The sequence below is a fragment of the Flavobacterium sp. 270 genome, assembly GCF_004368785.1.
Lineage (GTDB): Bacteria > Bacteroidota > Bacteroidia > Flavobacteriales > Flavobacteriaceae > Flavobacterium.
The window spans coordinates 111,562-126,125 of the sequence record NZ_SODM01000004.1; the positions used below are offsets into that span (position 1 = coordinate 111,562).

Genomic DNA, 14,564 nt, shown 5'->3' on the forward strand with positions numbered 1-14,564 from the left:
CTATGGATTATCAGGTAAATTATATAAACCCAGAAATTAAACTTTCTCATTACAGCGGTAAATTGTTTAAGACAGAAGCGGCATTTGATGACCATTTGCTGGTGTGGTTGATTTCAGGAGAAACAAAAATTATTCAGGCTGACGAAACTTTCGTATTTGTCGCAGGAAGTACTTTCCTTATACCAAGAAACCAGCTGGCCACTATAATAAACAAACCTAAAGGGGGACTGCCGCATAAGGCTGTAGCTATGCATCTGAAGACTGAAAGATTACAGGAAATTTATGGTAATGAAAATGCAAGACCAAAAACGGTACAGTCAAAAATATTCAGTTTTGATAAACATCCGCTGTTAGAAAGCTGTCTGGCTTCGCTTATTCCTTACTTTGAAATGCAGGAGAACTTTCCCGAGCATATTGCTTCATTAAAGATCAATGAAGCAGTTTTCATTCTCAAAACTATTGAAAAAGATATAGACAGTATTTTAGCTGACTTTGAAGAGCCTGGGAAAATCGATTTACTACCTTTTATGGAAAAAAACTTTATGTTTAATCTGCCTTTGGAAAAGTTCGGATATCTGACAGGACGAAGTCTCACCACTTTCAAACGTGATTTTTACAAAGCATTCAGTTCTACTCCGCAAAGATGGCTGACAAAAAAAAGATTGGAAGCGGCACATTATCTGCTGGCGCAGAAAAATAAAAAACCAGTTGAAGTATTTTATGAAACGGGGTTTGAGAATTTTTCACATTTTTCTTTTGCATTTAAAAAACATTATGGCTACCCGCCAAGTGCACTAAATATCTCCGATACTTAAATAAATCTCATTATTTTATTAATAGTCTGACTTTTTTCACGATTAAATGTTTCTGCTTTAAAACTGAAATGATAGTAATTCTTCACATAATACTAAATCCAAAACCTTTTTCTTTACTCAAGAATTACAACACTAAAAATCAAACGATTAAAGAAAAAAAATAATTAACTTTATAGAGCGGTAATCTTGCAAATTACAATTCAGTCGGATATCCTTTTTTTGATTTAACCTAAACCACTATATCATGAAAAAACTATTAAAATCGTCAATTACGCTTTTCGCAATCACGCAGTACCCTATATATTCATTCACCCCGCCATAAAAAATTAAATCTAAAGTATAGCGCGCTCTAAGCTGTCTCAATTCTCGATGTTATATTTTATAATAGGTTATAGAAAAATCGGAGCAAAACCGACAGCTGCGATAACATCTTTGCTATTGTTATAAATTAATTAATAAGATATAAAAATTATTAATTTGATTTATACTCGGAATTGGGAATACATTTGCTTAATAATTTTAAATAAATTTTATCCGATAATAATGAAAACAAAATCTTCTACACAGTTCTTAAAGTATGCTTTTTCACTAGCATTACTCTTATTGGTATCCGTTAGCGTTATGGCTCAAGCAAAACCAGCGGTAAAAAATATTGTTCTTGTACACGGAGCCTTTGCTGATGGCTCAGGTTTCAAGGTGCTTTATGATATCCTTACGAAAAAAGGTTATAATGTAACAGTAGTTCAAAACCCTCTCAGCTCACTCGAAGCAGACGTTGCAGCAACTAATGATGTCCTTGACAGACAGGACGGACCAACAATTCTTGCAGGCCATTCTTATGGAGGGTCCGTTATAACTGAAGCGGGAAATCATAAAAATGTTGTGGCACTCGTTTACATCGCAGCATTTCAACCAGACCAAGGTGAATCAGCATTAGATTGGGCGAAAAAATTACCTCCGGCACCGGAAAACGGTATATTGCCTCCAGATGCAAAAGGCAATATATATTATGATAAAGCCAAATACCACAAAGGTTTTTGTGCTGACCTTACCAAAGGAGAGGCAGATTTTATGTATGCATCACAAGGGGCATTCAATATTAAGGCAATTGATGGCAAAATAACCCAGGCGGCTTGGAAGACCAAACCATCATACGGCATTGTGGCAACTGAAGATAAAAGCATTGTACCGGATACAGAACGTAATATGTATAAACGCTCTAATACAAAAATCACAGAAATTAAAGCCAGCCACGTGGTATTTATCTCCCATCCTCAAGAGGTTGCTGATATAATTATCAAGGCTTCCCAAGAAGTTAAGAAATAATATAATGAACAGTAAAACAAACTCCGGATAAACTCCGGAGTTTGTTTTTTAAAACCACACGCAAAAATGAAAAATAATCTATTTTTATTCCTATTGATGGCATTTTCGATAAATTCAGCTTTGGCACAGCACACCCCGGAGGAAAGAATAAGGCAGTTGGGAATTAACCTTCCCGAATTATCCAATCAAAACAACAATAGTTATACAAATGCTGTAAGAATTGGCAACCTGATCTATTTATCTGGTAAAGGTCCTTTGGGGCCTGATGGAAAATACACTATCGGAAAAGTTGGAAAAGATATCACTATTGAAAAAGCGAAAGAAGCTGCACGTTTTTGCGCTATCCACCAGCTTGCTGTTCTGAAGCAGGAACTTGGCAGCCTGTCTAAAGTAAAAAAAATTATTAAGGTAACAGGCTTTGTCAACAGCAGTCCTGACTTTTATGAACATCCCAAAGTAATAGACAGTTTCTCCAACCTGCTTATCGAAGTATTTGGCGAGAATGGCAGGCATTCCCGCACGGCGGTGGGTGTAGCTTCCCTGCCATTTAACTGGTCTGTAGAAGTAGATATGATAGTAGAAATAGAAGAGTGATTTTCGGATTGAATTCTACATATATTTTTAAAAACGCGTTGCCACTTTTGACCAGCAGATTAACTAGCAGAAAGCCTAGCAAATAAACTTTTAGCCTATTCCCCGCTTTTATGCAGGAACGATTAAGAAGTTGGCTGCTAATGCCATCATAAAAGGAAATGACAAATCGTTCATTTTATAGAAAAAGGGATAAAAAAATTTCTAATTTCATCGCCAAATTTTGATGCGTACAATATGAGTAATATGTTTAAGTTTACTTTGAACAACTCACTTACTCTATTTCTATAGTTTACAGCTTAATTTAAATTTTGCTCATTGATAACTAGAGTACTACATTTTATCATATATTCACATTTACCCCCTACGATACATACAAACCATTATTGCTTCAAAATATAGGGTAATTATCTCACAAATAAAGTTAGAAGTAAGCTAATTTTTTTAAATCATTCATAAAATGGTTTGTAAATTGTTCAGTAAGGGTCCCTCTAAATAAACAATTAAATAAATACTTAACATTTGTAAACAATTGATTATATTTAAGTTACAAAATGAATAACAAATGAATAGCAAATGAAAAATGGAAAATTACTCGTGAGATAGCACTTAAAATGTTAGCCGACGAGGGTATGAATGTTACACTGAATCAGGCTTCGGAAATACTATCTTTTTTAAGATTTATGGCAGAAAGAACAGTGAAGAAATTTCTAAAAGATTCGGAAAGCGGTGAAATTGTAGAAGAGGATGTTTTGCCAGAAAAATATGAAACTCCAAATAAAAATAAGCAGAAACAAAAAGTCTCTACCGAAGGAAAAATTTATTGCAGTACTTGTAATTTTTTAAATAATAATTTTTAAGCAAAAATTTTGCTTTCAGCATTAATGAGTAAAATATCATATAACTTAAATAAAGTATCAAAATTTTATGGCAGAATCGTGGCACATTGAATTTTGAAAAAGTAAACCCAGCATTTATAATCTCTCCAGAGTTTAGGTTCGAATCGGAGATGAAATACGATCGTTTATACATTCATTTGGCTTTATTCGCCAGATGCTGGTGATTTCTGCCATTATAGCTAGTGCTATTTCTTCTGGAGTTTTGCTTCCAATGGACATACCCGCAGGACCGTGAATTTTATCAAATAACTCATCATCAATTATTAGATCTGTATCCAGAACGGCGTTTAATAATTTTTCTCTGCGATGTACAGGACCAAGAAGACCTATATACCGCACTTTTGAATTAATGATGTTGAGTAAAAAACGTAAATCTTTAGAATAATTATGACTCATGACTACAATGGCGGTATTTTTGCAAAATAAGTCTTGATCTAAATCCTCCGGTTTTATTGTTAAAACCGATTTTGCAAAAGGAAAATCATTCTCATTTACAGTACTATATTCAGAACCTATTATAATGACTTCCCATCCTAAAAAGGATGCCATTTGACTTAATTTGGCGGCATCATGTTCTATTCCGAAGATACATAATCGGTTTAGTGATTCTATTTTCTGTGTAAAAATGAGATTATCTGACTCTTTTTTATAATTAGAATGATAAATAGTAATGGAATTAAATTCAAAAGAAGTTCCAAAATCTGGTCTGCTTATTTCTTCTGTCATGAATGAACATGATAAAGAAAAAACCTGCCTTTGCTGAATTGTATTCTCAATTAAATGGATAAGTTCATTATTTGGATGAAACAATTCTATTAAAATATAAATACTCCCTTCGCATCCCAGTCTAAAGCGTCCGTCGTATTTGAATACCTTCGGACAAGTGGATGAAAATACACTAGCCGATTGTCTTATAACTTCTTGTTCTACACAGCCGCCGCTTAATGCTCCTGTTATATTTCCAAATTCATCAATAAGCATTTGCGTTCCTTCTTTTCGATAAGAAGATCCTTCTACATGCACAATGGTAGCCAGAACTGTTCGTGTATTCTTTTTGCCGGCTATTTTGTATGACGCTATTATTTTTACAAATTCGTGGGTCATTTACACTGTGATTTATGTTTTTTGGAATAATTAATTATTCCCGAAAAGTTTTTTATAGTTTATCTGAATGTATTCTAAAATTTGACTAGAGCAAGGTTTTGGATTACCGGTCATGTCTTCGATAACATCTGCTATTAAATGATGTAAGTCATTTACATGCAATTCACCTGACTGCAAATTCCATTCTAAGGGTTTTACTGCAGGAATATCATCTCTACGAGCATATTCCAATTCTAATAAGCATGAAAAATCGGGTGCTGCTTTATCTCTTTCTGTGAGACAGCCTACAAGATTAAAACAATTCTGGACCGTTTTAATGATAGAGGAATGATCAAACGGAATATAACCATCTGGTCTTGCTATAATACCTTTTTTGATGTATGGATTGATTACAACACAGGGAACGCGAACACCAAATCGATTGAAAAGGAATCCGTCCTGACCTGCCCGTTCATCTGTATAAGGATTTTTTGCACCGCCGGGAGGAGCAACATGATCGTAGGTGCCGCCATGTTCATCATAAGTAATAATAAACATCGTTTTATCAAATACTGGTGACGATTTTATCATATTGTATATGTCTGCAATAAGCTTTTCCCCCGCTCTGATATCGGTTGGCGGGTGCTGATCGTTTTGTCCTTCGCCACCATAATTTGGTTCTAAAAAAGAGTAGCTTGGCAAATTTCCGCTTGTGCATTTTGATTCAAAATCATTTAGTGTCCCAAAATTATTGTTGTATTTTGAATCATGCAATTTACTCATAATAAGACGGGTAAGAGAGAAATGATTATTACCAAATTCTCCGTCCTGATCTTTAGAGCTTGCAAAATCATTGTTGCCAAAAATCCCCCAGCTAAGATCATTTCTCCCGCTGTCAATAGCATCTTGTATCTGGTTAAAGATGGTTTTTGCATCACATTGTGCAACTGGATTGTTATTGACGTGTCCTGTAGAAGTTGCGGCGTGAACAAAGTCCCGATTCGGAATAGTCTGGCTGGGTACAGAGCAATGATAATGGTCACAAACTGCAAAACTTTTGGCTAATTCGCTTAATACAGGAGTTTGTTCGGGAGTGTAACATTTCATTATAGCGCGGGGGTTTGTTGGATTATCTCCAAAGCTAAAGGCTCCATAGAGCATCGCATTTTGATAATTTTGAACAAATCCCATATTAATTGCTGGCGGTGCATATTGCTGTGCTATATCATATTTTTGAAACAATTGATAATTGGTATCTTTATATCCTTCGCCCGGATCTGGGTTTGGGAGTGTAAAATCGACTGGATTTGGTATAAATTCGTCTCGGCGTTTTTTGGCCTGACCATTTTTTTCTATCATCACTTTCTCAATGAATGGAATACCATCTGAATCAATATTGTCGAGTGGATTCCACAGGTCTTTTGTCAGTCCTTCAAATTGCTGATTATGTGGTGGAACTTCATCGGCGTACAGCCAGCCTAATAAATTATCAAAAGATCTGTTTTCTAACATCAGCACTACGATGTGCTTAATTGTATTTTGCAGTTTGTCTTTATTAGGAGGGAGATATTGGTTCATCTTGCTTAATTTTTTTTTGATAAAGGATCAGGTATTATTTAGTGCGTTGCCTTGATTAAGTTCTGTGCATCAACTCTTGTGTTTCCTGGTGGTGCAACAATAAGGTCCGTTTTTGATAAAGCTGCCCATAGTATATTGTCTTGAAATGCGATGGTGCCGCCTCCTCGTTTTTCCTGAGAAATCATACGATTAATATCGCCTACGCAAACCCAGTCTGAGTCTACAGTAACCGCCCATTTGGCATGGTCGTGTGTTTCCGGCCAATTCCAAGGCACGCCAAGCGGACTTAGGTCTATATACTTAACATCAAAGGTTTTATGAATACCGTCACTGTCTAGTGTCGGCGGAATTTTACCTCGTATCCAGGTTTCTACATTAATGTCTGCTCCAAGTGTGGGGCCAACTAAATCATTCCAGAAATCCTTGTTCCACTTTTCATTTTTCGCAATGACTTTAAAGTCAAATCCTCCTCGCGATTGATAAGATAATACGTCTGAATCTCCGGCTGGATTTGGATTTAGAGGCTGACTTAGAAGATAAAGCGGATCATTTTTATCTAACGATGCAGGGATGCGGGGTACATATACTTGCGGTACTTGATGGTCTGCCATCTGCGCTGCAATTTTACCAGCAGTTTCAATGTCTATGGAAATGCAAAGATAAGTCTGCCCATAATCTGGGGTTGGCATTGTTGATGCTCCGGCATCTGCATATTTGGGCCAGGAATGAAGTACCCATAAAGCTGTTTTTGTATCGGTATCAAAAGCAAGTACACCTTTGGTATGCCCATATGTACTGCTGTCCGTCCTATTGGCATCGGCAGGCATTTCGTCATTGTAAAGAATCCATCCAGTAGTCGGTGATGGTGCATCAAAAATTGCTTTTAATGTAAGATCAAGTGCTCCTTTTCCATCTGTGAGTAAATTAGGAGACTGAACAACCTTTTTTATATTAGGATCATAATATACATACTCATAGCCTGTAGCGGTAGGATCATCTGCCGTTTTGCCAAGTTTTGGAACTTTATAAGCGAACCACCAGTCAACTGGCTGTCCGCTTTCATCTAATGCAGAAATTCCCTTTGTGATTGTATTAGCCATTTTTTTATTTTATAAGTTTTAATATAGGTTTTGCATGATAATCATACCGATTCAAATTTTGGAAACTTGAATCGATATGCTATTAAATTTGGTATGTTCTAAGATTATTTGTTGGGTGCAATATCGCCGCGGCGGATAGGTACATGAACCGCTTTGTATTGAGAAGCAAATTTTCCTTTTTCTGAAGCTTCTTTAGCAGTAAAGAAATTTTCTAAGGCAATAGCTACCTGAAAAGAAAAATCGGTTGAATATACCTTAGGATCCATAGAGGTACCGCAGTCTATATTTTGAAACCATTCCATCCATTTGGCATTACCACCGCCTACAGGAGGAGCTGCGCCGCCATCTGGAGCAGCATTTGGCGGAACAAGTGATGTTACTGCTGGATATTGAGCTGCATTATGGCACGACATACAAGAAACGGTATTTAAATCAGCAGGACCGTCTAATCTTCCATTCCATCCAAGGTGCTGAGGCGGAAGATTTGGACTTTCAAAAATTACTGTTTCTTTTAAGTCTTTATTTACTTCAGTCTTGATTGGAGGATATGGTGCTGTTTTGTTGATCTTGTTTTCTGGATCATTACCCCACGTTAGACCAACAGGTACAAGATTCATTAATTTGTTTTTCTTGTTTAATTTACCGTTGTAACAGAAAGTTCCAAATACCCAGCCGGTTCCTTGAGGATTGCTCGCACTTCTGTCTGCTCTTGGGTCACGAATAGAAATATCCATTTGCAAAAGATGAACATCAGAAACCACTCTTTTATCTGATTTCCAAAAGTTTTCGGTAATATAAGCTTTCCATGTCAATGGATTTACAAGATAATCTACGAAGTCTGTTCCTTTAGGCGCATCGGTAAAAAGTAATTTTACAAAAACAGTTCCTGTTGGAAACCCGCCGTCATCATAACGTTTATCTAATACTTTTATATTAGGGTTTTGTGTGTCTTTCCACATTTTGTACATGGCATAACCTGCTTTGTCGTTGATTAAAGTAATTGCGTAAACCGAATAATCGCCATCAACTCCTTTTAGTCCCGGGCCTAATTGAAGAGGTCCAAGAGGTGCTTCTTTAATAAGACCATGAAAACCTTCCGTTCCTCCGTTTGGCGGATAGGCGTTTGGTCCTTCAACACTTGGATGAAGCCATGGTATATGATACCAGCTGCGAACTTTGTTTTTAAACGGATTCCATTCTTCTGTGTTTCCTTCAAAGCCATAATCCCTAACAGCTTCTATATATTTTAAAGGTTCTTTTTTGAAATCGATTTCAAGAAATTTAGGCATTTCTTTAGGCATTTCAGATGGAAAATCTGTTTTTAGACGAAAGATCGGCTGATCTGGATATTTATCTCTGTATTCCTGAGGGCTGACCATATAGCCAAAATCGGGAAATCCATCTTCCTCATAATTTTGTCTTTCTAATGCGGCTAAGGCTTTGTTCTTTTTTTCTGGAGCTGGTTCTTCCTGTTTTTTACTGCAGGAAACAAACAAGATGGACATTGCTAAAATCAGCGGTTTTAATTGTTTCATAATAGATGATTTGGTTGTTGGTAATTATTATACTAGATTATTTTCGGTTACATCACAGGCTCTGCGCACTTCCTGAACTGTTGCTGGGGCATCAAATCGGAACAAAGGTGACAACTTGCGTTCTTTTCTTGAAGCACGTATTGCATCTTTAATAGCAAAGAAGACACTATTGGCCAATACCAAAGGCGGCTCACCCACTTCTTTTGCAGAAAATATTTGGTTAGAATCTTCTGGGATACTTTGTACAGATTCCTCGTCTCTAGGAAAAAGGAAGGTATTCATCTCTAATGGAATAGTCGTTACAGCAGGAATCTTATAGCGCCAGGTATTAGTCGAATTTAATCTTCCTTTATTTGGCCCATCGGTTTCTGATACCAGCTTTTCAGTTAAAAGATAACCAATACCCTGAACAAAAGCACCTTCTATCTGTCCTATATCTATAGCTGGATTCATGCTCCAGCCCATGTCGTAGATAATATCAGAACTAATAATTTTAACTTCTCCGGTAAGGATATCAACTTCGGTAACCGAGCACGCTGCAGAATAGGTAAAGCCAACAAAGGAATCAACACCACCTCCAAGTTTTGCATCTTTAACACGGTCTATACCTGGAATATTGGGCTGGTCTGCTTCGGTTTTGAATGTCATGGCCGGTATTTGAGTTTCTCCTCCTTTTATTTTAGAATTAAAAGAAGCAATAAGATTAACTCTTTGTGATGCGGCTAAACTGATTAAATGCTGCCAGATCATCAATTCATTTCCTTCACTTATTTTGATTTTTTTTGCCCAGCCTTTATTTTCTCCGGCGCCATAATTCCAAAAGTCTATGTTCTTGGCTTTGCACCAGTCTTCGCCATATTCTTTGAGCATTTGGTAGCCAAATTCCATAAGTCTGGCGCGCATTTCTTCACAGGTTTGTTTTACGGCTTCACAAGAATAAGGAGTTCCGGTAGAACCACCCGTACTTGTTGGGTTTGGGGTGACACTTGTATTTACATTGTCAATAAATATCATTTCCATTGGTATTCCTAAAACATAAGATGCTACCTGCTGTGCCTGGGTAACTAATCCCTGCCCAATTTCAACACCTCCCTGATGGATAACAACAGTTCCGTCACTTGGATTGATAACCACAATAGCAGCTGATTGTTCTAATGCCAATAAATTGTATCCTGAACCATATTTTACAGGTATCATAGAAATACCTCTTTTATGCCATTTGTTTTTTTTATTGAATTGCTCTACTTCCAGATACTTAGCTTCGAAATTAGAAACTCTTTTTGCATAATCCCATACTTGCTTCATATAACAATACGTAAGTGCCTGCCCGAATGGAGTAACATCCCCACGATCGTAGAGGTTTTTTTCGCGCAGATCTTCTGGTCTCATATCTAATGAAACAGCAGCATCATCGATGGCATTTTCTACAATGTTTTTACCTTGCACGTCTCCAAAGGCCCGCATTGCGGTGCTTGGAGCTGTATTAGTGCGGCATACATCTATCTGGCTTTCAAAATTTTTGATGTTATAGGCGTTGTCAGTTCGCAACTGAATACAGTTGGATACAATAAACGAGCAGTCATAAAAAGCACCTCCGTCTCCCCACATTTTTAGTTGGAATCCGTGAATAATTCCTTTGTTCTTTTCGTTATGCAGACCAGCATCAACGGCAATTTGATATTCACCATAATAGGCATGACGTTTTCCAATCATTGCGGTATCCTCATCACGAGGTACAACAAGGCGAACAGGTCTTTTGGTTGCTTTTGCCGCAACCGCAGTTGGTCCGGCAATAAAACGGGTTTGCTCTGTTTTTCCTCCAAATCCTCCGCCTACAGGCGGTACCTCTACTTCTATTTGATGATGATACATACCCAATGCCGAAGCAACAGTATCATGCATTCCTCCGGGACTTTGCACAGAAGGCTGCACTTTCATACGGTGCTCATCTACAGGAGTTACAATACAAGCTTGCGGCTCCATGTAAAAATGAGCCTGACCGCCGCAAAGTTGTGAGGAACGAACCATCGTACATGGTACACTGTCTACTGTAACTTCTTTGGTATCTATTTTTTTTTGTTTACATAAAAGAGCTTTCGGAGCGCTATTTTCATCATTTGTTACCCATTCAAACTGACTGCCTGGACGTGTTATTTTCCAAATATGAGAAGCAAAAGATGCAGATACAGGTGCATCTGGAAAAATACTTCCTTTTGTAATGGCGTCAAGAAAATCAATAATGGGTTCACTCCATTCTCCTGTCCATGGCGCTCCTGGTTTTGTGTATTGAACATATTCTTTGGAAACTTGTGAAGCAATTTTAATTGCATCCTGCTCATTGGAAGCAAGGATCATAGCAATAGACTGCCCTACATAACTCACCAATTCTTTTGCAAAAAGCGGCTGGTCACTTCCCATTCCCTGAAAATTACGGCCTCCGTTTTTAATGTTTTCAGCAGTAATGATATCGGCAAAAGCTGGAAATTTCTCCTTCAATAGTATTTTTAATTTCCCTATTGAAATCGTCTTTTTATTCTCTGGATTAATAAAGGAGTAATTCATAAGTGCTTGCTCACTTTGTACGAATGCCCCGTTTAAAGTAAGCGGCGGTACAGAAAGCTCATGGGTGTAATGCGTTTGTCCCGATGTTTGATACATGGCTGTCACCTTGATATAAGGCTGCGAAACCGGAGCTTTAAAATCTTGTGTTTTGTATGTTTGTATTCCCTCGCTAACCGGCCAGTTCCCCCATTTGTTCTCTGCTATTGAAGTCAGGTTTGCTGGTATAGCAATCCCTTTGGCTGTTAAAACATTTACAATTGACTTGTAAAAAAAAGCAACGGCTAATTGCGTACGATATTCTGAAGTAAAACCTTCATTAGGCACTTCTTTCATACGTTCTTTCTGAGCTTTAAGTTCTTTAGAAACTTCTTTTGCTAAAATTACAGAAAGATCACCGACATCGTTTAATGTAAGTTTTTCAATTTTTTTCATTGCGTTTTCAGTTTTTACTGCTCTCCACGGATAAGGAGCAATACCACCAAATGCAATTATTGCCGATTTAACGATACATTCATCATTAATATTAAAGTTTGTCGTTGCATTTACTATACTATGAGCATTTACTTCACGCAAGGCAACTTTTTGCGCAAATGCCACAGCATTAGAATCTTTTAATGAAATTTGATAAGAAACAAGTACAATTTCGTCTGCCAGTTTGGGATTAACAACAATTGCTTTTACGAGTTCTTGAGCTGTTTGTATATTTTGTTTAAAATTGCCGTTTTTGTCAAGCTGCAAATAATTGATTTTTGCTTCTACAGCAAATAGAGCCGTAAAAAGATCTGATGGAAAAGGTTCTCCTTTTCCTTTTGGTATATGCTTTAGCACAAGCATAGTATTACCGCCAATTGTTGCAGCATTACGAACAATACGACCGGCAGTTCGTCGTGCCATATAGTCTAATGCCTCTAAAATTGTAATATCTGATTGAGATATTTTATTATTATTAAATTTGGCTTGCGCTAAACCTTCAGTAAGTGTTTCAAGTAGTTCACTGTAGGTACTGCCGGCAGCTATTTGAAGACTATCTTTTGTAATTATGTTTTTAGCATTCAGTTCTGGTATAAACCGAATGTCAGCATAAAAAGTGTTATCTAAAAACTCATCTTTGTAAATTCCATACGAAGTATTGCCGTGTACAAACCGAACATCTTTGTTCTTTTTAAAAATTTCGGCTAGTTCTGTCAGCGTTTTTGGAGTAACCCAACGATCTGTAAAAACTCTGGATGCAGGTTGTTGTGCTTGTTTAGGAAAAGGAATTTCAACATTGGCTGGAAGCTGGGCTTTTCCAACGGGATCCAGCTTACAAGGCATTCTATTTTTTTCATCTGCTGCACTCCAATCAGATGCAAAGGTTTTCATTCCGGTAAGTATAGACCGATAACCTGTACATCGGCATAAGTTTCCATCAAATGCTTCTTCAATTTCTTTTTTAGTTGCTTTTGGTTTATTATATATAAATTCAGACATGTTCATTACAAATCCTACGCTGCAATACCCACATTGGCTTCCGTTGTTTAGTGCCAATTGATAGGCAACTGGATTCATGCCTAAATGTGTTTCTTCAGACGGAAACTCTGAAATTTCATCTATAATCTTTATTTCTGCGTCAGAATTACCGCTTTGAATGGTTTTCGCAATTTCTTTTTGAACTGCAACAAGCTTATTTCCAGCTTCTTTCATTGCAATATCCAATACTGGAGATTTGTCATCCTCTATAGGAACATAGGCACGGGTTGAACTCGTTTTTTGCAAAAGAAATTCAGCATCAGGTTTACGGGCAGCACCCGTTCCTTCAACCGTAGTAACCGAAAGTCCGCCTATAGCGCATACGGGTCTAAGACAGGAGTTTATAGCGACATGGCTGGCTTTATTTTCTTCATTGTTCCATTCTGATAAAATAACAGTGCAGCCACCACAGCCTCCTTGGCCACATGGCTTTTTTGGTCCGGAAAGCCCCACTTCTGGCGATCTTAAATAATCAATTAAAAGTAAATCTGGTGAGGGATTTTCTATGGTCGTAGGTTTTCCATTTAGAAAGAAATTTACAGTATTTTTCATAATAGTAAGTGATAATTGATTTGGTCTTTATTTTTTTGAAAATTTAGGAGAATGAAATAGATCGTTATTAGATAATTACAGAGTCGAAAATCGTAGATATCAAAAACAAATGTTTATGTTCACTCAATTTTTTCTAATACTCCACCCTTATTTAGTCTTCTTAACATTTAAGCACATTGATAAATCTGGTTTGTTCAGAAATAGATAACTCATCAGGTTTATTTAGCAGTATTACGGTCTAAAGCTAGAGATACTTCAGGTCATAAAAATCTGATTAATAAAACTATAACAAATATAATATGGTGTTTTAAATCACAACCAAGTAATAATACCTGTTTTAAGATTAAACCTATAAAAAAACTGCCTTGTCGTACATAACGCTGAACAAGACAATTATAGATTTCTATGTGATGATAAAATTATCGATTCCCAGAGGTCATTTGATTTAAAGGAATAAACTTCTCAACTATGAGCTGGGAATGGAGTCGGACAACAAAAAATTATTGTTCGAATATGTTACCGATGAAACGGGAAAAGTTTACGGAAATGTTTCGCTTTTTAGAGGAAGCGCTTTAAGAACAACATTTACCGAAAAAAACGATCTGGTTGAAGTTTCATTAAATGGAAAATCTGTCTATTAAACTAAAATTTAATTTATACCTTAAAGGTTCTAATCTAAAGTGGACTTGATACTTTTTCACAAAAAAGGTTAAGGCGAATTAGCAATGTTCATATAGTTTAATTTTCGTGGCAGAATCGTGGCACATGCTTTTTGAGAAAATAAAAATTCAATGAAATCAAGACCTGCCGAGTTTAGGTTCGAATCGGAGATGTACATACTCCTAGCATAAACAAATATTCTCAACTTGTTTTATAGATGTTTCGCAGTTCTTAACTATAGCCGATTCGAAATATAAATTATCTAAAGTATAATTAGGAACTACAAGCAGAATAAATCATCAAATAAAAATCTGATGTAAGTATACCGGATTTTTCTAGGCTTAAGAACTTGCA

Annotated in this window: 10 protein-coding genes; 5 read left to right on the top strand and 5 right to left on the bottom strand. The window is 36.7% G+C overall.

Annotation, left to right across the window (positions count from 1 at the left end; genetic code table 11):
* The first annotated feature begins 2 nt into the window (after positions 1-2).
* From EV144_RS15365 to EV144_RS15380, 4 genes are all read left to right on the top strand, one after another.
* Entirely contained in the window at positions 3-815 is an 813-nt protein-coding gene (locus EV144_RS15365; RefSeq protein WP_134150053.1) for an AraC family transcriptional regulator, read from the top strand.
* Positions 816-1,358: 543 nt separating this feature from the next.
* Entirely contained in the window at positions 1,359-2,141 is a 783-nt protein-coding gene (locus EV144_RS15370; RefSeq protein WP_134150054.1) for an alpha/beta hydrolase, read from the top strand.
* Positions 2,142-2,207: 66 nt separating this feature from the next.
* Positions 2,208-2,735: a RidA family protein gene (locus EV144_RS15375; RefSeq protein ID WP_134150055.1), complete on the top strand. Its 528-nt coding sequence runs from the start codon at positions 2,208-2,210 to the stop codon at positions 2,733-2,735.
* Positions 2,736-3,346: 611 nt separating this feature from the next.
* Positions 3,347-3,592, top strand: coding sequence for a hypothetical protein (locus EV144_RS15380; protein WP_134150056.1), 246 nt, complete (start codon positions 3,347-3,349; stop codon positions 3,590-3,592).
* Between the two features lie 132 nt (positions 3,593-3,724).
* Here the strand turns inward: EV144_RS15380 and EV144_RS15385 are convergent, their stop codons facing one another.
* The 5 genes from EV144_RS15385 to EV144_RS15405 all read right to left on the bottom strand — a co-directional run bounded on the left by EV144_RS15385 (position 3,725) and on the right by EV144_RS15405 (position 13,550).
* Positions 3,725-4,735, bottom strand: a complete 1,011-nt coding sequence (locus EV144_RS15385) for an XdhC family protein (protein ID WP_134150057.1) — start codon at positions 4,733-4,735, stop codon at positions 3,725-3,727.
* 30 nt (positions 4,736-4,765) lie between these two features.
* Positions 4,766-6,292 carry an alkaline phosphatase family protein gene (locus tag EV144_RS15390; RefSeq protein WP_134150058.1) on the bottom strand — a complete coding sequence of 509 codons (1,527 nt, stop codon included), beginning with the start codon at positions 6,290-6,292 and terminating at the stop codon, positions 4,766-4,768.
* Between the two features lie 38 nt (positions 6,293-6,330).
* Positions 6,331-7,392 (bottom strand): deoxyribonuclease II family protein, encoded by a 1,062-nt coding sequence (locus EV144_RS15395; protein ID WP_134150059.1) that lies wholly within the window; start codon positions 7,390-7,392, stop codon positions 6,331-6,333.
* Positions 7,393-7,496: 104 nt separating this feature from the next.
* Positions 7,497-8,927 carry a hypothetical protein gene (locus EV144_RS15400; protein ID WP_134150060.1) on the bottom strand — a complete coding sequence of 477 codons (1,431 nt, stop codon included), beginning with the start codon at positions 8,925-8,927 and terminating at the stop codon, positions 7,497-7,499.
* 27 nt (positions 8,928-8,954) lie between these two features.
* Positions 8,955-13,550, bottom strand: coding sequence for a molybdopterin cofactor-binding domain-containing protein (locus tag EV144_RS15405; protein WP_134150061.1), 4,596 nt, complete (start codon positions 13,548-13,550; stop codon positions 8,955-8,957).
* Between the two features lie 479 nt (positions 13,551-14,029).
* Between EV144_RS15405 and EV144_RS24195 the strand changes: the two genes are divergently transcribed.
* Positions 14,030-14,191: a hypothetical protein gene (locus EV144_RS24195; RefSeq protein ID WP_166670587.1), complete on the top strand. Its 162-nt coding sequence runs from the start codon at positions 14,030-14,032 to the stop codon at positions 14,189-14,191.
* Positions 14,192-14,564: the final 373 nt, after the last annotated feature.